General features: G+C 67.3%; 18 protein-coding genes and 1 pseudogene. 9 read left to right on the top strand and 10 right to left on the bottom strand.

From position 1 onward, the window contains the following. Positions 1 to 219: 219 nt before the first annotated feature. The 4 genes from E1293_RS28705 (at position 220) to E1293_RS28720 (ending at position 3,725) form a co-directional block, all read left to right on the top strand. Positions 220 to 1,989 carry a hypothetical protein gene (locus tag E1293_RS28705; protein ID WP_132200610.1) on the top strand — a complete coding sequence of 590 codons (1,770 nt, stop codon included), beginning with the start codon at positions 220 to 222 and terminating at the stop codon, positions 1,987 to 1,989. Positions 1,990 to 2,006: 17 nt separating this feature from the next. Further along, entirely contained in the window at positions 2,007 to 2,342 is a 336-nt protein-coding gene (locus tag E1293_RS28710) for a hypothetical protein (RefSeq protein WP_132200611.1), read from the top strand. A gap of 316 nt (positions 2,343 to 2,658) precedes the next feature. Next, on the top strand, positions 2,659 to 3,171 hold the full coding sequence (locus tag E1293_RS28715) for a hypothetical protein (protein ID WP_132200612.1): 513 nt from the start codon (positions 2,659 to 2,661) through the stop codon (positions 3,169 to 3,171). After that, positions 3,135 to 3,725 carry a hypothetical protein gene (locus E1293_RS28720; RefSeq protein ID WP_132200613.1) on the top strand — a complete coding sequence of 197 codons (591 nt, stop codon included), beginning with the start codon at positions 3,135 to 3,137 and terminating at the stop codon, positions 3,723 to 3,725. Before E1293_RS28715 ends, E1293_RS28720 begins: the two co-directional genes overlap by 37 nt. Before the next feature lie 15 nt (positions 3,726 to 3,740). Here the strand turns inward: E1293_RS28720 and E1293_RS28725 are convergent, their stop codons facing one another. The 3 genes from E1293_RS28725 to E1293_RS28735 form a co-directional block, all read right to left on the bottom strand. Next, the gene (locus E1293_RS28725; RefSeq protein ID WP_132200614.1) at positions 3,741 to 6,314 is read right to left on the bottom strand and encodes a HelD family protein; all 2,574 of its coding nucleotides are present in this window, start codon (positions 6,312 to 6,314) and stop codon (positions 3,741 to 3,743) included. 93 nt (positions 6,315 to 6,407) lie between these two features. Then, a complete protein-coding gene (locus tag E1293_RS28730) occupies positions 6,408 to 7,058 on the bottom strand; it encodes a DUF4352 domain-containing protein (protein WP_132200615.1) in 651 nt (216 codons plus the stop codon). Between the two features lie 17 nt (positions 7,059 to 7,075). After that, positions 7,076 to 7,948: a ribonuclease H family protein gene (locus E1293_RS28735; protein ID WP_132200616.1), complete on the bottom strand. Its 873-nt coding sequence runs from the start codon at positions 7,946 to 7,948 to the stop codon at positions 7,076 to 7,078. Between the two features lie 200 nt (positions 7,949 to 8,148). On the opposite strand from E1293_RS28735, the gene E1293_RS28740 reads away from it, so the two are divergent. Both E1293_RS28740 and E1293_RS28745 read left to right on the top strand, forming a co-directional pair. Continuing rightward, on the top strand, positions 8,149 to 10,026 hold the full coding sequence (locus E1293_RS28740; RefSeq protein ID WP_132200617.1) for an N-6 DNA methylase: 1,878 nt from the start codon (positions 8,149 to 8,151) through the stop codon (positions 10,024 to 10,026). 38 nt (positions 10,027 to 10,064) lie between these two features. After that, positions 10,065 to 11,576 (top strand): serine/threonine-protein kinase, encoded by a 1,512-nt coding sequence (locus E1293_RS28745; protein WP_132200618.1) that lies wholly within the window; start codon positions 10,065 to 10,067, stop codon positions 11,574 to 11,576. Here E1293_RS28745 and E1293_RS28750 read toward each other — a convergent pair. Then, positions 11,554 to 13,593, bottom strand: coding sequence for a UvrD-helicase domain-containing protein (locus E1293_RS28750; RefSeq protein ID WP_243716662.1), 2,040 nt, complete (start codon positions 13,591 to 13,593; stop codon positions 11,554 to 11,556). The genes E1293_RS28745 and E1293_RS28750 overlap by 23 nt on opposite strands. A 371-nt stretch (positions 13,594 to 13,964) precedes the next feature. Further along, a complete protein-coding gene (locus E1293_RS28755; RefSeq protein WP_132200620.1) occupies positions 13,965 to 14,345 on the bottom strand; it encodes a TetR/AcrR family transcriptional regulator in 381 nt (126 codons plus the stop codon). A gap of 379 nt (positions 14,346 to 14,724) precedes the next feature. Here E1293_RS28755 and E1293_RS28760 point away from each other — a divergent pair, with 379 nt between their 5' ends. From E1293_RS28760 to E1293_RS28770, 3 genes are all read left to right on the top strand, one after another. Next, positions 14,725 to 15,480, top strand: a complete 756-nt coding sequence (locus E1293_RS28760) for a PIG-L deacetylase family protein (protein WP_207939146.1) — start codon at positions 14,725 to 14,727, stop codon at positions 15,478 to 15,480. A gap of 631 nt (positions 15,481 to 16,111) precedes the next feature. Continuing rightward, the gene (locus E1293_RS49680) at positions 16,112 to 16,402 is read left to right on the top strand and encodes a DEAD/DEAH box helicase (protein ID WP_279473287.1); all 291 of its coding nucleotides are present in this window, start codon (positions 16,112 to 16,114) and stop codon (positions 16,400 to 16,402) included. A 151-nt stretch (positions 16,403 to 16,553) separates the two neighbouring features. After that, complete coding sequence (locus E1293_RS28770; RefSeq protein ID WP_132200622.1) at positions 16,554 to 16,991, top strand: hypothetical protein; 438 nt, start codon at positions 16,554 to 16,556, stop codon at positions 16,989 to 16,991. A gap of 74 nt (positions 16,992 to 17,065) precedes the next feature. Here the strand turns inward: E1293_RS28770 and E1293_RS28775 are convergent, their stop codons facing one another. The 5 genes and pseudogenes from E1293_RS28775 to E1293_RS47745 all read right to left on the bottom strand — a co-directional run. Continuing rightward, on the bottom strand, positions 17,066 to 17,260 hold the full coding sequence (locus E1293_RS28775) for a DUF397 domain-containing protein (RefSeq protein ID WP_132200623.1): 195 nt from the start codon (positions 17,258 to 17,260) through the stop codon (positions 17,066 to 17,068). Further along, the gene (locus E1293_RS28780) at positions 17,257 to 18,138 is read right to left on the bottom strand and encodes a helix-turn-helix domain-containing protein (protein WP_132200624.1); all 882 of its coding nucleotides are present in this window, start codon (positions 18,136 to 18,138) and stop codon (positions 17,257 to 17,259) included. The genes E1293_RS28775 and E1293_RS28780 overlap by 4 nt, the downstream gene beginning before the upstream one ends. Positions 18,139 to 18,814: 676 nt before the next feature. Then, the gene (locus E1293_RS28785; protein WP_132200625.1) at positions 18,815 to 19,306 is read right to left on the bottom strand and encodes a hypothetical protein; all 492 of its coding nucleotides are present in this window, start codon (positions 19,304 to 19,306) and stop codon (positions 18,815 to 18,817) included. Next, entirely contained in the window at positions 19,306 to 19,755 is a 450-nt protein-coding gene (locus E1293_RS28790; protein WP_132200626.1) for a hypothetical protein, read from the bottom strand. The genes E1293_RS28785 and E1293_RS28790 overlap by 1 nt, the downstream gene beginning before the upstream one ends. Next, positions 19,739 to 20,547 (bottom strand): annotated as a pseudogene (locus E1293_RS47745) (hypothetical protein); the annotation flags it as partial. The pseudogene E1293_RS47745 and the gene E1293_RS28790, both read right to left, overlap by 17 nt.

A 20,547-nucleotide genomic window follows, 5' to 3' on the forward strand; every position in this document is an offset into this window, starting at 1 on the left:
ACCCCGGACGACCCGGCCCACCTCTACGCCACCGCCCTCTCCGCTCTCCCCGCCGATTAGGGCGTCCCGCGAATGTCGCCCAGCGGAATGGGAGGCGCATTCGGGTATTGCCCTTGGCCGTTTCCGGTCCGGAGGCGAAGCCCGGGTTAACCCGGTTGTCTCCGTGGTCCGGAAAGGCGTTCACTGAGGGTGATCCGGTCGATAGGGGGAGAAAGCCAGGTGCATGAGAACGGGGCCGGCCGGCCGCTACGGGAGTACTTCACGCACGCGCCCGAGATTCCACCGCGCGAACCGCTGGAGGACGCGACCCGGTATTTGTGTGCGGCGGCCCATCTGGACGAGGACATGTCGCAGCAGATCCTCAAGGAATGCCTTTACGAAGAGCAGCGCGCCATCGTCCCGTCCTACGGGTTCGATCTGCGGCCCGTCCTGGCGCACTGCCTCAAGGCGCGGCGCCCGCGATGGCTCCGGGACGCCGTGCTCACGGTCACGGTCGCGGCCGGGCTGGTGATCTCGTGGACGGCGACCCTGGCAGTGCTCGTCACGCTGTTCCTACTGGTCGTCGCGCTAGGCGCGATCAGGCTGTGGGGCCGGGCGGCCACGATCGTCAACGCCGTGATCGTGCTCGCCGGCGGCCCGGTTCTGCTGTTCCTCGGAATGAAGCTCCAGGACGTGGCAAGCGGCCTCAACGCCGAAGCGTTCAACACGGGGAACTTCGAGGCCGCGACCGAAGGCGGCGGGCACGGGAAATGGTTCCTCGGTGCGCTGGGGCTGTTCCTGTTCATGCTCGCAGTTCCCGTCGTGCACAGGTGGCTGATGCTGCGGACACTACAATCACTCGGACCGAACGGCACGGCCCCCATTCCGCGGACGGGCTCATTGGCGGTGCAAGACCGGATCGAGCAGGTCGGGGCGGCCCAGTACGGGAACGTCACGCTGTATTCGCAGGAGAATCCCTTTATCGGCTCCGGGCATGTCACCGGCCAGCGCACCCGGGTCTGGTCGATGGACATCGAACTCGACCGGACCCGCCCCGCGAAGGCGGAGGAGCCGGCTCTGCCGGTCGATCCGGTCGCGCTGCGCAGGGCCATCGAGCGCAAGTTGTTCTCGATGCGCGACGGGCTTCCCCGCCACGAGTCCGTCGGGCTGATGGTCGACGACCATGTCGTGGCGGAGGGGGAGTGCGTGCAGGGCCGCCGGCCGTTCGACCCGGCGGACCCTGGGCCGGAGTACAACGGCCACCCGCTGATCGACCGTGACGTGTGGCGGCCCTACTCGAAGGCGAGCCCCGAGGCTGTCGACCTCCTCGTCCGGAACCCGCAGGCGGACGTCCGCTGCTACCAGCGCATCACCTTGCACATCAACGGCTCGCCGGTGACGGACCCGGTGCAGGGCCCCCTCATCCCAGGCAGTACCGAGGGCGTACAGGTCACGGCGTTCCTCTATCTGGCCGTGCAGGGCCACATGCTGTACGCGCAGTTCGTCTGCAACGCGCTGCCGTCGATCCAGAAGCGGTTCAGGATCGTGGACGTGCTCCCGTCCTACGGGGCCGGCAGGCTCGTGGTGGAGGCGTTGCGGCGGACCGGCGTCAGCGCGGTCATCGACGCGATCGCGGGCCCCTTCCGGCTTCTGGGGGCCGCGATGGAGCCCGGCCTGGGGCTCTGGGGGAGCGAGGGGGCCAGCCGCTGGCGGTTCTTCACCTTCGACTACGGCGCCAGGGTCTCCGTCCGGGAAATGGCGGCGGAGCCGAGCTTCTCCACGTTCCTTCAGAAACTCGACGTCAACAAGTACACGCGTCTGATGGAACGCCGCATCCTGGAGGCGCTCCTCGACCACCTCGAACTCGACTGCAACATCGACGTGTCCAAGTACCGGGCCCAGGCCGCCTCCATCGTCAGCAACTCGCTCATCATGAACGGCGGCACGGTGACCGGCCAGATCGCGTTCGCCCCCAACGGTTCCGTCAACCAGCACGCCGTTCATAGCTGACCTCAAGGAGCGAACAAGTGCCGGACAACATGTACATCGGCGGAAACGCGCGGATCACCGGCCAGGTCGGCATGGGCGACAAGGTGCGGCAGACGCAGAACTCCGCGCCCGCCTCACCTGAGCCGGACCTTTTCGACCGCATCGCCGCACTGATTCACGAACATGCCGGGGAACTTCCGGAGGCGTCCAGGGCCCTCCGCGACCTGGACGACGTCCGTGCGGAAGCCGATGCCGAGGACGGCGATCCGGAACGCCGCGACAACGCTTTGCGGCGCCTCGCCCGCCGGGTCGCCCCGGTCGCGGCGATCGCGGAGGCCGTCCGCCAGCTCGTGGACGCCCTGCGCCCGTCCTGACCCCCCCGCCCCCTCGCGAACGGCAGCCGTGATCAGCATCGTGCTCTTACGGCTTAGACAAACGGGGCCTTTTCTGAGTATCGTGCATCGTCGAGGCTGCGTTTGACCACCAGGTTCGAGAACCGTTTCGTCGAGTACCCAAAAGAGCGGACGAATTAACTCCCTCCCGCGATAGTCCCGCCATTCGGCGGGGCCGGCAGAGTATGCCGGGATCGGCTGTTCCCGGTCACCCCGCGGCCGTACCCGGGAGTGTTCGGCCACGGCTCGGGCCGCTGCGGACCGGGACCTCGGCTCTGCCGGCGAGGGAGGGTGCTGCATGTCCGACGACGATTTCCAGTACACCGCGAAAGATGCGGTCCGGCACGGCGGCGCCGTCCTCACGGTGGGCGTCGTGGCCATCGTCGTCGTCCTCGTCCTCGCCGCCATGTACATCTTCGGATGGGGATTCCTCGCCAAGACCTCGGCGCCGTGGCGCGGGGAGGCAGGGAAGCGGGGGCAGGTCGAGGGAAGCGGGGACTACCGCGTCGCCGCTTACGACCATTTCCATGACCTCTGCGCGCAGGTGCAGTCCGACGAGGCGTCCATAAGGAACCTGCGGCGCGAAATGACGACGGCCCCGAAGCCCTCCGACGAGCGTGCGCTGCAGATCAAGGCGTCGATCACGGCGCTGGAGAACAACCGCGCCGAGAACATCAACCAGTACAACGCCGACGCCGCGAAGAAGTACACCCAGGGGCAGTTCCGGAGTTCGGGGCTGCCGTCCCGGCTCAGCCTGAGCACGGAGGAGACCGCATGCACGTCGAGTTCACCATCACCCGCACGGACCTGAGGCGTGCGCTGCTCCTGCTGGCCGTCGCGGCCGTGGCCATGATCGCCCTTTCGGGCTGCAAGGACGACGCCGGCGACAAGGAGCAGGGCCGGACCCTGGGCGGCTACGAGCGGCTGGTGGCGCAGCAGCCGAGCCAGACGATGGGCTACTCCCCGTCCCGGAACACGGCCAACTTCTGGATCAAGACCTGGAGCAAGCCCGGCAAGCTGAGCTACGTCTACCTGCAGAACGGCAGCGGCGACCTGATCGGCTACTACGTGTTCAAGGGCCTGCCGGTGCCCTACTGCGTCAGCCTCACGCCCCCGGACCAGGTCAACGGCAGGGGCGACTACGGCGTCGTGCGCAAGGCGCCGGCCGTCGACGGCGTGTACTACGGAGAGGGCGACTGCAGCCGCTACTACGGCATTGACGCGACGACCAACTCCTACGTCGAGTACACGGCCGGCCTGGGCATCAACGTGCTGATCTACGACCAGCCGCTGCCCAACCACCCGAACGTGAAGCCGCTCGGCCACACCCGGATCGACAAGGACGGCAAGCCGGTCACGGAATAGGCACCCGGAGGCCGGTCACGATCCGAGGGCGTGCCCGAGGTTGCGGCCGGCCCACTGGCCGTCGGCGCGCCAGATGACGGACGTCTCGAACGCGTCCGCCAGGACGTCCGGCGTCCACGGCTCCGCCGGCGGCTCGGGCAGGACGAGGTAGCGGTGCTCCGCCGGCTCGCCCGCCACGTGCTGCACCTCCAGCATCCGCAGGACGGCCTCGCGCATCCGCCGGTAGGTGCTGCCGCCCTCGCCGAGCACCTCGTAGACGACCCTGCCTCCGGGGCCGTCGCAGATGACGTCCGCGATGGGGGAGTCGACCGTGGGGACGAGCCCGGCCCCGTACAGCTCGGAGATCAGGGCGTGCCGGACGCGTTCGTGGACGCTGCTCCGCCGCTCCTCCCGGACCGCCGACTCCAGCTCCTCGACGAACGCCTCGAAGTTCGCCCAGGCCCCGGCCGCGTCCCCGGCCGCGATTTCGGTCTCGGTTTCGGCCGCGGGTGCGGGTGCGTCGATCACGTGATCGCCTTCCTCTGGGGCGTCGGACGCCGGGCGCAGCGTCCGGGGGACGGGGGCGGCGTGGACGATCGCCACGGTCCGCGTGCAGCGGGTGATCGCCACGTAGAGCAGGCCGGGGCCGCCGGGTGACTCGGCCGCGATCTCGGCGGGCTCGACCAGCACGACGTGGTCGAACTCCAGGCCCTTGGCCTCAGCCGCGGTGAGCACGCTGGTGCGGCCGCCGGGCAGTTGCGCGCGGATCGCCGGCACGTCGGCGCGTCGCGCGTCCGGGACGATCACGGCGACCGAGCGGTCGCCGTCCGGCGAGACCAGCGCCAGCGCCCGGGCGACCGCCTCGTCCCGCAGCGCGGACGCCGCCACCGGGACGAAGGCGACCGCGTCCGGCCCGCCCGGCCGGATCGACCGGGGGAACGGGGTGCGCGGTGAGACGGACCGGCCGAGCACCTCGGCGAGGTCCATGACCTCGCGCGGGACGCGGTAGCCGACGGTCAGCTCCTCCAGGTGCCAGCCGTCACCGCCCGCGAGGGCCGAGCCGAGGTCCGTCCAGTCCTCGTAGCGGTGGTCGCCGGTCGACTGCGCGAGGTCGCCGAGGACGGTCATCGACCCGCTCGGGCAGCGCCGCGCCAGCGACCTGGCCTGCATCGGCGTGAGGTCCTGCGCCTCGTCCACCATGATGTGCCGGTAGCGCGGCGGCCCCTCGCCGGACAGCAGGACGCGCAGCTCCTCCAGGCAGACCATGTCCTCGGGCGACCAGGGCTCGTCCCCGGACCGGGTGGCGGGCCGCCGCGCGATCGCGCCCTGCTCCTCATCGGTGAGCACCCCGTCGGCCGCCCGCCGCAGGACGGCCGGGTCGCCGAGCAGGTTCCGCAGGACGCTCTCGGCCGTGACGTTCGGCCACATCGTGTTCACCAGCCCGACGACCCGCGGGTCCCGCGCGATGCGCTGCCGCAGGTCCTTGTCGGCCCGGCGCGGCATGACCTCCGCGTGCAGGCGCATCAGGTGGTCGACGAGGCGGGCCGCGAACCCGCGCTTGCGGACCGCGAGCGGCGCCGACTCGTCCCCCTCGGCGAACCCGCGAAGGACGTCCTCGGCCACGACCAGCCGGACCCCGTCGGCGGAGACGCCGAAGGCGCCGTCGCGCAGCTGCCCGATCACGCGGTCGACCGGGATCTGCTCGACGGCCAGCCGCAGGACCTCCGCCATCCGGGCGCCGGACTTGACCAGCCGGGCGGGCCGCGGGTCGGTGCCGCGCGGCGCGTCCCACAGCCGATTCAGCTCGACCGCCGTCACGTCGCGCGTGCCGAGCCGAGGAAGGACGCCGCGGACGTAGCGCAGGAAGCCGGGGTGCGGGCCGACCACCAGCACCTCGCCCGTCTTGAAGACCTTGTTGTAGAGCAGCCACGACATGCGGTGCAGGCCGACGGCGGTCTTGCCGGTGCCGGGCCCGCCCTGCACGACGAGGACGCCCTTGCGGTCGTCGGAGACCAGGAGGAGCTGCTCGCGCTGGATCGTCTCGACGATGTCGCGCATCCGCCCGTCGCGGGCCCGCTCCAAGTCCTCCAGGAGGAAGTCCTTCAGGCCCTGGAAGGGGGCCCTCCGTTCCTCCTTGAGAAGCGCGGGTTCCGTGGCGGCCGGTTCCGCGGCACGCGGCGGGGCCATCTTGATCTCGTCCCGGAAGTCCTTGACCCGATGCCGGTCGCAGCGGAGCCGGCGCCGGAGCGACATGCCGCGCGGATCGTCCGGCCGCCGCAGCATCCACTCGACGGCCTGGGGCGCCTGCCAGTTGACGACGAAGGTGTCGTACGACTCGTCGCGGACGTTGCGGCGCCCGATGTACCAGGTGCCGGCCTCCCCGTCCTCGTCCACGTCGACGCGCGCGATGACCAGCGCCTCGCCGTCGAGGTCGCCTTCGAACCGCACCTCGGGCGCCACGTCCGGGATGACCGCGGTGCGCGCGTGCGCGTTGGTCGCGTCCGAGGGCCGGAGGGTGTCGCGGTTGGTCCGGAACCTGCGCTCGTAGCACGCGTAGGCGTGGTCGACGGCGCGCTGCTCCTCCGCGAGGGCGGCCTTGTGATCGGTCAATCCATGGCTCCTGTCACGCGAGTCCGGATGTGTCCTTTTGCCAGGTGGGACGCCTGGTCCGCGCCGGCGGTTGCCGGGGTTTCCCGGGTCTTGTCAGCGGTTGCCGAGGGGGACGGTGACGCCGCCGGACCACATCGAGTCGTGCAGTTCGACGGCCTTGAGCCTGGTGCCGCGCGGGACGTCGTAGATGAGCTTGCCCTTGACCGAGTTCCCGGGGTTGATCTGCTGGAGGAACGACTTGGAGTCCTGGTCGGTCCACAGCGACGCTTCGGGGTCGGCCTCGAATTTGCGGCCCTTGGAATCGATGAGCGTCTGGTTGTGGAAAGTGAACGTCCGGGCCTTGTCGCCGATGTTCTTCACGTTCACGTAGATGAAGACGAACTGTCCCTGGGCGGTGTCGCCGACGTATTGGTCGCCGACCTTCTTCACGCCCTTCTTCACCTTGGTGACGGTGAAGGCGAACTTCCCGTCCCGGTACTGGCGGCCGACGCCGTTCGTGACCTTCCTGGTGGCCTTGCCGGACGTTCTCTCGCCTTCGCCCTTCGTCTCCGCCGCCGGCTTCGGGGCCGGATCCGGGGACGACGAGTCGGACGTACTGGCCACGACCGCCACGCAGGAACCCATCAAGAACAGGCCCGCGATGCCGCCGATGAAGGTGTAAAGGCAGCCCTTTCCGCGTTTCCGCTGCGGCGGGACGGCGAATCCGGGCATGGGGCCGTAAGGGCTGTGCCGGTTCGGGTTCACTTCGTTCTCCAGAAGGTTCAGGCGGCGATTTCGCCGCGGTCGTGCCAGGCGCGAAGGAACGCTTCGACGAGGCCCTCGGCGCGGGAATGGTGGTCGAAGGTCTCGGTGACGCGGCGCCGGGCGATGGAGGCCAGGGAGTCCGCGGTCTCGTTGAGCGGGTGGCCGGAGTGGCCCTTGACGTGCTCCAATCGCAGCCCGCGGCGTCCCGTGCCCCGTTCTGCGATCCGTTCTGCCAGCCGGACCAGGCTCGGGGGACCGGTGCGGCGGGGACGCAGGTCGTAGCCGTCCGGCATCAGGGCGGTGTCGCCGCGCTGCCAGGCGCGCAGATAGCGGAGCGCGGACAGGCTGTCGACCAGCAGCGTCAGGTCTGGTCCGTCCCCGACGCGGTCGAGCAGGAGGCCCACCGCCCGCAGCTCGCTGACCAGCACCCTGCGGGGCCCGGTCGGGTCCTGCGGGCCGAACGTCCAGCCGCGCATGCCCCACCGGCCGTCGCTGACGACGTAGCCGAGGCCGCAGGTGCCGCGCTTCCAGCTCGCGTCGGTCGCGGCCACCAGGTCGCCGCCGGGCAGGCCGGACACCTGCCCCTCCGCCGGGAACCGGACGCCGCGCGGACGGGGCGGCGTCTGCGGGCAGTCCGGGTGGTGCTGCCCAGTGCCGATGTAGTGCTCGGCCTCGGTGACCAGCATCTCCGCGATCTCGGTGTCGCCGTGCCGGACGGCGGCGAAGCACAGCCACAGCAGCCGGCGCGCGACTCCGCAGCACGCGCACATCGCGGCCCTCGTCGCGCATGCCCGTAACCGCTGGGTCCGCGCGGCGAGGCCATCGGACGGCATCGCGCGCTGGGCGCCGTCGAACTCTCGCAGCGACATCGTGAGGACGTACATGGTCATCGACCCGCTCTCATCAGGGGGAAGCTGAACGGCTGTACACAGCAAACCACGTCCAACGCTGTGAATGCAATCAACCTACGAATATCGCCATGGATTGATGCGGAGGCGCCCCCCAGTGCGCCGCGCCGTGAATCAGATCAACCGGCACCGCAGGCGATAGGGTGAGGGCGTCCGTGCACGTCGGCTGATGGGAGTGCCTGGTGTCGAACGACGCGACGGTGACCGCGGCGGACATAGCCCGCCTCGCGGCCGTCGGCCGCGCGGCCGTGAGCAACTGGCGCCGCCGCCACGACGACTTCCCGCAACCCGTCGGCGGGACGGCGGTCAGCCCGACCTTCTCCCTCGCCGAGATCGAGGACTGGCTGCGCGGCCAGGGGAAACTGGCCGACTCGCCCGTCGAGGAGCGCGTCTGGCAGACCCTCCGCTCGGCCGCCGCCGGCGACGTCGAACTCGCCGACGTCCTGACCTCCGCCGGCTCCTTCCTCCTCGACCGCCGCGACGAAGAACCGGACGAGGAGATCGCGCACGCCCTCTCCCAGCTCGTGGACGAACTGGGCGTCGCGGAGGCGTTCGAGTTCCTCCGCACCCGCTACCTGGAGCATCACAGCCGCCGCGTCTACCTCACGCCGGAGCCGGTCGTGCGGCTGATGCTCGAACTCGGCGGCCCGGCCCGGACCGTCCTCGACCCCGCCTGCGGGACGGGCGCGTACCTGAGCACGGCGCACGGCCTGTTCAAGGACGTCGAGCAGCTCCTCGGGCAGGAGATCGACGAGACGACCGCGCGCATGTCGGACATTGCGCTGGCGCTCCGCGATGCGCCCGCGGAGGTCTGCCCAGGCGACTCGCTACTGGCGGACGCCTTCCCTGGACGGGCGGTCGACCTGGTCGTCTGCAACCCGCCGTTCAACGATCGTGGTTGGGGCTACGAGGAACTGACCGGCGACCCACGCTGGGAGTACGGGCTCCCACCCCGCATGGAGTCGGAACTGGCGTGGCTGCAACACGGCTTGGCCCATGTCCGTCCTGGGGGGCACGTTGTCCTTCTCATGCCGCCAGCCGTGGCCAACCGTCGTTCCGGGCGGCGTGTCCGTGCCGAACTGCTTCGTCGTGGGGCGCTGCGTGCCGTCATAGGGCTGCCATCCGGTGCGGTGCCGAACATGGCCGTCGCGCTGGCCGTGTGGGTTCTGCGTCGTCCGTCCCCTGGGGACCAGCCCGCGGACGACGTGCTGATGGTCGACACCTCGTCCGACCCGGACAACTTCCAGAAGACCGCCCTGAACGCCTGGCGCCGCTATGCGAAGGGCAAGTCTGCGGAGACGGACTCAAGCGTCGTCGTCCGCATCATCGACCTCCTGGACGACGAGGTCGAACTCACCCCTGCCCGCTACCTTCCCCAACGGAGCGCGCCCACATCGGAAGGCTCGTTCGTCGCCGCTAGGGAGCTCCTAGAGAAGAAGTCGGCGGAACTCCCGCGAACGGTCGCCGACCTGTCCTCGCTCACGCTCGCCCAGACGCACGGTGAAATCTCCATGACGACGGTGGGGGAGCTGGCCAAGGCGGGTGTGGTTCAGGTCCTTCGCCCTCCGTCCAAGCTAGGCCTGGGCCAGGGGAACGATCCTGTCCTGACCCTGGAGGACGTCGCCCAGGGCAGGGCCGCCACAGGCACGGCAGCCCCGGACGACGACCACGTACGGATATCGGTTGGCGACGTCGTCGTCTCCCTGGCCGCGCGCTACCCGGTTGCCCGCGTCATGGCGGAGGACGGCCCCGTCCTCGGGCCTGGCCTGGCCCTGGTGCGGGTCGACCCGTCCCGCACCGATCCCGACTTCGTCGCAGGCTGGCTGCTCCTCGGCGCGCAGGGCGCCCGGCTCCGCAGCTCAACCTCGTCCGCCCGCTTCGACGTCCGCCGCGCCCGCCTGCCCCGCCTCACACTCGCCGAGCAGGCCGAACTCGGGCGGGCGTTCCGCAGACTCACCGACCTTGAGGCCGCACTCCGCGAAACCTACGAACTCGGCGCCGACGTCCTGCGCCTCGGCCTCGAAGGGCTCGGCGCGGGAACGCTCCGCCCGGCCGAGTGACGCCGGTACGCTGACGGCGCGGCCAAGGGAGGTGGGCGTTGCGGCGGGGCGATCTCCTCGGGGAACGGGAGCGGTACGAGCTCGATCAGGCGATCGGGCGCGGTGGCATGGGGGAGGTATGGCGCGCCTACGACCGGTTCCTCGACCGGCGCCTGGCCGTCAAGTTCACCCGGGTCTCGGACGACTCGCTCGTCGGACGGTTCGAGCAGGAGGCCCGCAGCACCGCCTGGTTCGAGCATCCCGGCGTCCCCACCGTGTACGACTTCGGAAGCCATGACGGCTGCTTCTACCTGGTGATGCAGTACGTCGAGGGCACGACGCTAGACCACGTCCTGGACGCAGAGGGAAAACTGTCCGTCTCCTGGGCCGCGCTGATAGCCGCCCAGATATGCGCGGTTCTGAACGTCGCGCATAGGCGCCCCTTGGTGCATCGGGACCTCAAGCCCAGCAACCTGATGCTGTGCCCGGACGGCTCGGTCAAAGTCCTCGATTTCGGCGCCGCTGTGAGCCTCGGGCCAGGCGACGTACGGCGAACCACTACCGGCCTTGGCGCGCCCCACACGCCGGGCTACACGGCCATGGAGCAGGTGTACGGCAGCCCGGGCCCGCAGAGCGACTTGTACTCGCTCGGATGCGTCCTCTACGAGATGCTCACCGGCCGCCACGTCTTCCCTGGAGCGACGCCCTACGAGGTGCTGCGCCGCCACGAGGAGGAGGCCCCGACCCCACCGCGCGTTCTCCGGCCGGACGTACCTCCCGGTCTGGACGCACTCGCCCTACAACTCCTCGCCAAGCAACCCGCAGACCGCCCAGCCAACGCCGACGAGACGTACCACCGTCTCCTGCAATTCGTGTCGTCACTGGAACCGCTGCCAGGGATCGTCGACACGATCGACTCACAGCACCTCTACGCCTTCGCCGTCAGCAGGATCGAAATCTCAGGCAGCGCCCCGGCACCTCCTGTAGAGAAACCCGTAGAACTCCCCACCCTTGATGAGGTCGTCCAAGCGCGCGCGGAAGCCGGCGACCTTGCCGAGGCGGGACGCTACACACAAGCAGCAGAACTGCTCTCCGACCTGACCGAACCGGCCCGCCTAGCTCTGGGCGACGACGACCCCGAGTACCTGGGCCTGCGGCTAGACCTGGCCGACGTCCTGTTCCAGGGCGGTGACTATCGCCGGGCCGTTCCGGCCTACCGCATCGCCGCCGTGACCTTGTCCGAGTTCTACGGGCCGGACGACCCACACGTCCTGGACTGCCGCGAACAAGAGGCGGTCAGCCAAGCCCACCTCGGCGCAACCGGCACGGCCCTCACCCACCTGCAAGAACTCCTGGACGAACTCTCGGGCGCCAATCTCTGGGACCCACTGGTCCTGCGCCTCCGCGAACGCATGGCCCGCATCAAACTGGCCGCAGGCGAAACAGACCAGGCCCGCAGCGAACTGACCGAACTCCTGGCCCACATCAAGGGCCTCCGCGGCGATGACGATCCGCAGGCAATGACCCTCCGCACGCTCCTGCAAGACCTCAATGAGGCAGGAACGGGCTAGGTGACCCCGCATACGACACATACAGGTGGTCGCGCGCCCGCGTAGACGCCACGAACAGCAAACACCGCTCTTTCTGGACGTCCTGAGCATGCGCCTTGGGGTCCTCGCCCTCCGGCGTAATGGCCTTCGCCGCCGGCAGCGACTTCTCGTCGGCCCCGATGACCGCGATGCACCGGAACTCCAGCCCCTTCATCTTGTGCATCGACCCGACCTGGACGCCCGGCGACTTGCTGGGCACCTGGTAGGCGGTGATGCCCTCCTCCTTCAGCCGCTTGGCGGCCTTCCGCGCCACCCACACATACCGTGCCGCGACACCGATCGCGCCGGGCTCCACGCCAGCGTCCAGCCAGGTGCGCACCTGCTCGACGAGCCCGTCCAGTTCCGCGTCCATGTCCGGATATGCCTTCACCACCGGCCGCCGCCCATGGATCGGCGACCGATACCCGTCCAGCGTGTCCGCGGAATCATCGAGCCCCTGCGCCGGCGTGAGCCCCAGCAATGGCACCGACCAGGCCAGAATCTCCTGCGTAGTCCGGTAATTCAGCTTCAGCTTGGTGCTGCGCCCCCGCACACTGATACCGAGACTTGTCAGCGACACATGACTGTCGTAGATCCGCTGATGCGGGTCGCCGACAACGAACAGGTCATCGGCCCCTTCCGCCACGAGCCTGCGCAGCAGCCGCCATTGCGCGGTGTGAATGTCCTGCGCCTCATCGACGATCACATGGTCGTACTCGGGCCCGTCCACCCGCTCCGCCGCCTCGTTCGCGAGCTGATGGAATGTCGACTTCCCCTCAGCCGTCAGCCCGTCCACCACCTGCCCGATCGCCCGCCACACCACCGCCCGCTGCGTCTTCCCCAGCGGAACTCCGCGCCCGGCCCGCGTGCAGGCGAGATACTCCTCCTCGCTGTCCAGCCCCTGCGCCAGGATGATCTGCTCCCATTCCCGCTCCAGGAACGTCGGCGAGAACGGAGTCCCCTCTGCCGCCTCCTTCCACAGCGGCTCCAGCACGTCGGCCCCGGCGATGCCGGGCTTGTGATGCCGCCCGACGATCGAGTAGGAAAGCGAATCCACGTTCCTCACATGGACCCGCTCACGCACTTCCGGATCATCGACAAGCAACGCGAGCTGCTTCTCCAGGGCCTCGGAAAGATTCCGAGTGAACGTGGTCAGCAGAACCCGTCCACCCTTGCCCGCGAGAAACTTGGCCCGGTGCAGCGCCGTAACGGTCTTCCCCGTCCCGGCCCCACCCGTCACCTGAGCAGGCCCGCTGTAGGACGGCCGCAGCGCGACCCGCCGCTGCATCGGATGCAGGAAGATCCGCCACATGTCGAACGGATGCGCGAGGACGTCACGCAACTCCTCCGGACCATTGACGAAAACCACCTGGCCCGGGGTCCGCCGCATCGCCGTGACCAGGTCGTCGGGATCAACGGCAGCAAGCTTCTCTTCCGCGGGCAGGTATTTCGCGACCTCTTCCCATGCCTGCTGGACGTTCATTCCGTCCGCCAGCGCCAGCAGCGCGGTGAACTGCGGCTCCGGCAAGAACTTCTCCAAGGCCAGCAGGTGCGAATCCTCGGTCAGCAGCCGGACGAGCGGAATGACATCCTTGTCGATCCCGAGCCGCAGCAGATCATTTTCGAAGACATGCCCCAGCAACCGGAAGACCGTCCCCTCCGCGGCCTTCTCCAACGCCGGTGACATCTCGTCCAAGGCATCCTGGTCCCGGACCTCGAAGACACCGATCGCCTGGTTGACCGAGAACTTCTTGCTCTTCGCCCACCCGATCGCGTCGTCATGCCCCATCACGGCGAGCAGGCAATACGCATCACCCGTCTCCGGCGCCAGCACCACTCCACGCCAGAACTGGTCGATCCGAATCGTCCGGATCCGCGGATCCTTGGCGCTGCTGATCTTCTCCAGATGCAACCCGGCATGCGTATGCTCGGCGAACTTCGCGATCGCCGCCTCCACGCCTTTGCGCACCTTCGGCTCCAACTTGGCGTACTGCGGCATGAACGATCTCGCAATACCAAGCTGAGCCACCCCGCACCGCCCCTTCGCAGAACGCCAACGCCGGCCCATATTCTAGAAGTCGGCACCGCCCAAGATGATTGAACCCTGAACAACCCCCCGTCCGCCTCCGGACAACCACGGAACCTCGCCGTAAGCAACGTGCAAGTCGTCCTTCAGGCCGACCGCCGTCAGGTGTCCCAAAGGGCCCGGTAGCGGCCGGGGGTCGGGTGGGCGAGTGCTCCGGCGTTGCTGGCGCGGGCGATCAGTTCGTCGGCCAGGCGCTGGGCCTGTTCGCCGTTCTGCCGCATCTCGGATGTGACCTCGACCGTTCCGGCCGGCGGAGCCAGAGCGCCGAACCCGGATCGTGCGCACTATTGGACATAGTGCGCCAGCCCCTGCCGAGGGTCGTCGATCGCCGGCCCGTCCTGCGCCGCCTGCGCGAGATACTCCATGGAGTCGGCGCACAGGCGCCCGAGCAGTTCCTCCTTGGTGCGGCAACGGCGATACAGGCTGCTCATCCCCACCCCGGCCCGCTCGGCGATGGTCGACACCGGCGCGTCGAACCCCTGGACGAGGAAGACCTCGCGGGCCGCCTCGATCAACGCCCAGTTATTGCGGGCCGCGCGGGCCTGGGATCCCCGCTTACGCGGTGCGGTGGCGTCGGGTCCGACATCGTCCTTGCCATCGGCGCGACCAGCAACCAGGGCGGGGCCACCGCGCGTCAGCTGCTGGCCCGCGGCCGGACGGTCCACGCGCTGGTCCGCGACCCGGCTCCGTGGGCGGCGAGAGGCACATCCTGGCGCTCGGACTGCCTCGCCGATGCCGGCAACCAGGCCGACATCCCAACCCTGCGCCGGCAGCCCCACGACCTGCTGACCTTCGAGCAGTTCCTCACCCGATGACCCGCCCTGACACACCTTCCAAACGGCGTCCAGTTGATGGACGTGTCCTCGCCGGCGCCGGAAACAGCCACTCCACTCGGCGCGACCGACATCACCGCGCACCCGCCACCAGCGAGGACGGGCCCCGCGTACGTGCGTGCCCGTCCAGGGTGCGGATACCGGCGACATCCGAAGGTAATCGGCCCGTTCAAGCTGTGGACGGCGGGTTCAACGCGGAAGGATGGCGGTCATGACGTTGCCTGCGTTGCCCGAGGAGTCCTTCCAGCGTGTGCTCTGTGTCGTCGCACACCCTGACGACATGGAGTACGGCACGTCCGCGGCCGTCGCTCGCTGGACCGCGCGCGGCATCGAGGTCGGCTATCTCCTGCTCACCCGCGGCGAGGCCGGTATGCCGAACCCTCCCGAGGAGACCGCACGCCTGCGCGTCGCCGAACAGAAGGCCGCCTGCGGCGTCGTCGGCGTCGAGCACCTGACCGTTCTCGACCATCCGGACGGCGTGCTCGTCTACGGTCTCGACCTGCGCCGGGACATTTGCCGGGAGATCCGCCGGTTCAATCCCGACGTCGTACTCGGCACCGGCTACCAGGTCGAGACGCCCTACGGCTTCGACCAGGCCGACCACCGCGCCGCCGGGCTCGCGACCCTCGACGCGGTGCGCGACGCGGGCAACCGGTGGGTCTTTCCGGAACAGGTCGACGACGAGGGCCTCGAACCGCACTCCGCGCGCTGGTACATCGTCCCCGGGCTGGCTGACTCCGCGACCCACGGCGTCGAGGTCACCGGTGAACCACTGCGCCTCGGCATCGCCTCGCTCAAGGCACATGCCGCCTACCTGGCCGCACTCCCAGACCACCCCGACCCCAAGGACTTCATCCCGAAATTCACCGCGATGAGCGGCAAGGCCATGGGGGTCGAGCACGCCGTCCTGTTCCGCGCCCACGACCTCCAAGCACCGCCGGAATTCACCGAAGACACACAGGACTGACCCTCGTCACCACTGGCGATGCCCGTCCCCACGCGTTGGAACTCCGACACAGTCTCCGCGTTTCCTGTCGGCATCGGTGAGCTCCAGATCACGCAGATCGACGAGCCAGGGACCAGTGCGTTCGTCGAGGACCGTGGCCAGGCCGATGAGCTGGCACAGGGCCATGGCGCGCTCGGCCGCCGCGGCACCCGGGCCGGTCGAGGTCGTCGCCAACGTGGTGGACCGCGTTCAGCATCGCCGACAATGAGACCCGCGGGCGGCCTACGATTCTCCGGTCGAGCCTGTCATCCGGTGGCCCGGCGGGGGCGTCATCTGAGGACCCGGTGATGTGCGCGGGACGGGAGGGGCGGCGCGTATGGACGTCTTCGGCGTGCACGACCGGCTGATCCAGGACTATTCGGCCTTCACTTAGTCCCTGGTCGAGGTCCGGGACGAACGCATCGCCGACCACCTCCGGGACGAGGAGGACGACAAGGTCCGCTGGCCCGACCCCTGGCTGTCGCTCAACCCGAACTTCGAGGCGGGCGACACCGTCACCGAGCTCGTCCGCGACGGAACGCTGCACCCATACTGCGACCGCTTCTTCCGCGTCAAGAAGGACCCGGAGGACGGGGGGGAGCGCTCGCTCACCCTGCACCGCCACCAGCGCGAGGCGATCGACGCGGCGGGCGCGCCCGAAAGGGACAGCTACGTCCTCACCACCGGCACCGGGTCCGGCAAGAGCCTCACCTACATCGTCCCGATCGTCGACTCGGTGCTGCGCGACCCGGAACCGGGCCGCATCAAGGCGATCGTCGTCTATCCGATGAACGCGCTGGCCAACAGCCAGCTCCTCGAACTGGAGAAGTACCTCACCTACGGCATGGCGGCCGACGACCGACCGGTCACGTTCGCCCGCTACACCGGACAGGGCGGACGATGATTTGCTCCCCCCTCCCGCGAGCGGCGGTGAATCACAAGCTTCCGCTGTTGCTGCCTTATCAGAGTGGAGCTTGCCTGAATGCCAACCTGAGTAGCTTCGTTCTCGATTACGTCTGCCGGCAGAGTCAGCCGGAACGTCGATGACATATTTCGTGCTCGAGCAGTTGCCGGTTCTGGATCCCAAGAGTTACGTCCGGCGTGCGCCGTGGGACGGCGGGATCTGCCTCGACCAGTGGATCCAGAGTCGCGTGTTGGAGCTCTCCTTCACTTCCCTAGAAATGATGGCGTTTGCCAAGGATGTCGGAGACGATGGAATGCCATTTATTTGGGACGAGGAGCGACGGTTCGCGATGCGGGCCGAGTTGGATGCCGCCTACATCCACCTCTACGGTGTCGACCGTGATGATGTCGACTACATCATGGACAGCTTCGGAGCCTTCCAGCGCAACGACCCTGAACGGTTTACGCGGACGAAGGCGTTGATCCTGGACGTGTATGACGCTCTGGCGCGAGCTATGGAGACAGGGGAGCCGTACGGGTCGATTCTCGACCCGCCTCCGGGAGAAGGACCGCGCCACCCTGCCCAGTAAGTCTGGACAGCGCCAGAATGTCATCAGCCTTGAGGCAAAATGGACTGCCTCAAGGCTGATGATGGTGGGAGGGGTCAGTGAGGGTCGGTGCGGATGCTGTCGAGGAGGGTCCGCCATTCCTCCTTGGTGAACTCCAGGACTGGGCTGTTGCCATGGAACTGGGTGTCCCGGACACTGACCGTGCCGTCGGATGTCCGTCCCGCTTCGATGCAGTGCCCGTCCGGAGCGCTGTGGGTGGACTTGCGCCAGCCGGAGTAGTACGTGTTCATGCTCCCGATCCTGCCTGGCTGGTCACCCGGTTGGCTACCCGTTCAAGGAAGGCGATGCTGTCCTCGGAGGAGAGCGCGGCCTTGCGAAGCCGGTCGTACATGACGTTGTATCTCGCGAGTTCCCCGTGCTGGGTGAGGATGAGATCGGCCGTCACAGTGTCGACCACTGCGATCGGCGGGTCACCAGGCTCGGAGAAGGTGTAGAGGTAGAAGGACGACTGAGGAGGCAGGCCGCCAGGAATGCAGGCGTTGTGAAGGAGCACCCGAACATTGATCGACTGACGCTCCGTGACTGTGCTGATCATGTGACGGAGTTGAGTCGCCATCACTTCGGGGCGCACCGCCAACCTGTGAATCACGCACTCATCCAGGATGGTTTCGTAGGACGGGCCGTCCTGCCTGAGTAGTTCCTGCTGGCGACGTTCGCGAGCCTCGGTCATTCGCTCGGGCTGGTAGTCGCGGGACATCTGGCCCTCGTCGAGCTTGATCAGGGCCTCAATGAAGGGGCGGCACTGTAGAGCACCGGGCATCGCCGTCTGGTCATAGCTGCGGACGAGGGTGGCGTTGTACTCCAGGTCGGCAGCGATCTTCTGACGTGGGCCCACGGTCATGCCATAGCGGTCCCACCACCCCTTCTGTGCGGCCTCGCGGGCGAGCTGACAGATCCGGTCGTACTGGCTGCCTGTGATCTGGAGGGCGTCGAGGATGTCCATGATCTCGGTCAGGTCCGGACGACGCTGGGCGTTCTCCAGCCGGGAGATCTTCGCGCGGTTGTAGAACATGAGGCCGGCCAGACCATCAGCCGTAAGACCACGGCTCTCACGAAGCTTGCGGATCTCGACCGCCAGTTGACGGCGGCGGACGTAGGGGCTCGGCATGACCGTCCTCCCGATATCGCGTCGGACACGATTGGTATTGATCGCTAGCGCTCTGCGATCAATCACTGTGGGGCAATCGTAGGGTCACGCTCAGACAAAGTTTCGACACGTGCGCTGAAAACCCGCACCACTCGCGAAATCGACACGCGCAAACTCTGAACGTGCGGCATTGTCTCGTCCGACGTGTAGCAAAATGTCCCATTGGTAGTGCTGACATAAGCTGAAGTGTCGGATTCGTGGCTAGGTGATCTCGCATCCGCCGATGTAGGCGGGGCCGATGATTGCCGTCCGTCCGCTCGCGCCGACCTGAAACCCAAGAATTGCAATTAGCTCAGCCCGAAAAAAAGCTGGCCCGCTCCGGGCGATATGGTGCCCCATATGGACGAATCTACGCATTTGTCGCACAACTATCGTGAGGGAAGATCTCGGTGTCCGGGCTCTCCGTGGATCACGCGTCCACGCCCACAATGCACATCGACGCTTCCGTTGGCACGAGGACGTCCAGCCCAGCTCGTCAAGGCTGCGCTCGACTTGTCATCGGTCTCGAAGCGGTTCGCACTCAACACCCGGGCTGTCCGTCGGATCCTCCCTGGTCTATCACCAAGACTTGCTTCACTTGGCTCCCGCCCAGAAGCATGTCACTGCTGGTCGCGTGCGCGGAGTGTTCGCCGCACGGTCAGGACTGCTCGGCGGTCTTGGCCTGCTGCACGCTAAGCCATTCCTTGGTGAAAGCCGTGGCTTCGTCAATGAACTGCTCTAGGCTGACACCGTCAAACTCGGCTTCGGCGACTAGATTCATTAAGACGAAGACCTCTGCATGGAGTATGGTCTCCACGTCCTCTGGCCCGCCGTCCTGAAGTGGCGGCGCATTGAGTACGCGACGGATCATGTCCTCGGCCACGAGAGGATTGATCAGTTCGGATTCCTCCCTGGCCATGATTCGTAGATTGGCTATATAGCGGACAATGTCACCGACTGTGTATGTGGGTGAAAATTTACGGTGGACCGCTACACAGAAGGCTCCATAAAGCAACGACATGTAGCTTGCCGCTGTCTCGTCCGTCTGCATCTTGCTCCGCAGCGGGCCCCACGCTTCCGGTCCGATCAGGAGGAACGACCGCAAGGCATAGATATTTTCCTCGCGAATCTCTACGGCCGAGTACCGCATCAATCGATCAACTCGTCCGCATCCACTCGACTCTTGTGCAGGAATGCGTCCAGTTCGGGTTCACTGAGGTGGGCGTCGCCAATCAATGCCGCCAGCAGGACCAGTTGATGCTGAATCACTATGTCGGTGTCGATGTTAGAGATTGAGGCACCCTTGTCGAGCGCATGAAGAATCATGCGCTCGGCGATGTCAGGTTTGATGAGGTCTGGCGTTTCGTCTGTTCTTTCTCGAACCGAAGCGACGAAGTCGATGACTGCGGTGTCGTCCATGATCGTACCGTCAACAATGAAACGTCGTTCAACCGCTTCAAAGAATCCGGCAGCGAGCAATGCGGGGTAGCCGACGTTAGCCGCTGCTTGATCAATCTTGCTAAGAAGTTCGCGATGCCTCTCGCGCTGTCCTGTGAGCAGGGCTCGTAGGACAGCTACCTGCTCATCCGTTACCGGCATGGTCTCTTTCCCTCATTTCTCTCACTTTTCCGGCAGACCAGCGTCCTGCCTGGGTGACCATAATAGCTGCGCCGAGGAACCCGAATGCGGCGCTCCCCACCTTTGCTGTTGCCTGTGTTGCTTCCATGGAAGGCCCTGCATCGCGTGCTGTGCAAGGGATGCCCGTCGGTGGTTTGGAATCTAGCGCTTTAAAAGCTCCTTCGACTGCTTTGTCGATGGTATTCGTAATGCTTTCAGATTCCTGTGTTGCCTCTCGTAGCAATTCCTTCCGGCGAGTTGATTTCTCAGGGTCGTGCTCGCGAAGATCATTGTCGACAGGGTCGGTTTCGGGGCTTCCGTACTCGCCGCGTCCTCGCGTGCCGATGTCTGCCCTAGTCGAATCCTCGCGGGGTGGGAGACTGTCTCGTTCGTTGGGTTCGGGGTCGGTTCGGCCTAGTTCGCCAGGTCCGCGCGAGATGGTTCTGTCTACGAGGTTGAGCGCGCGGGTGTAGTAGGTTCCGTCGCCGGTGATGGTCTCCGGGTTGATGAATCGATTCGGGCCAGCCTCCGGGTTTGTCTTGTCGGTCTCCTCAGGGGCCTGCTCTGTGTCGGCTGGGTTGGTCCCGTCGGTGGGTTCGGTGGTGTTCGTCTCTCCGGCGTTCTTATCATGGTCGCCGTCCTGCGCGCCGTGAGGTTGACCCTCTTGGGTGTCGTTGTCGGCGGGGATGATTCGTTCGGTGCCTGAACCATTCGGCGGTTCAACCGGGGACTGTTCGGGGGTGCCGGGTGGTTCGGGGGTGCCTTCGGGGGTCT

Origin of the sequence: Actinomadura darangshiensis, from assembly GCF_004349235.1 — a bacterium.
Classification (GTDB): domain Bacteria; phylum Actinomycetota; class Actinomycetes; order Streptosporangiales; family Streptosporangiaceae; genus Spirillospora; species Spirillospora darangshiensis.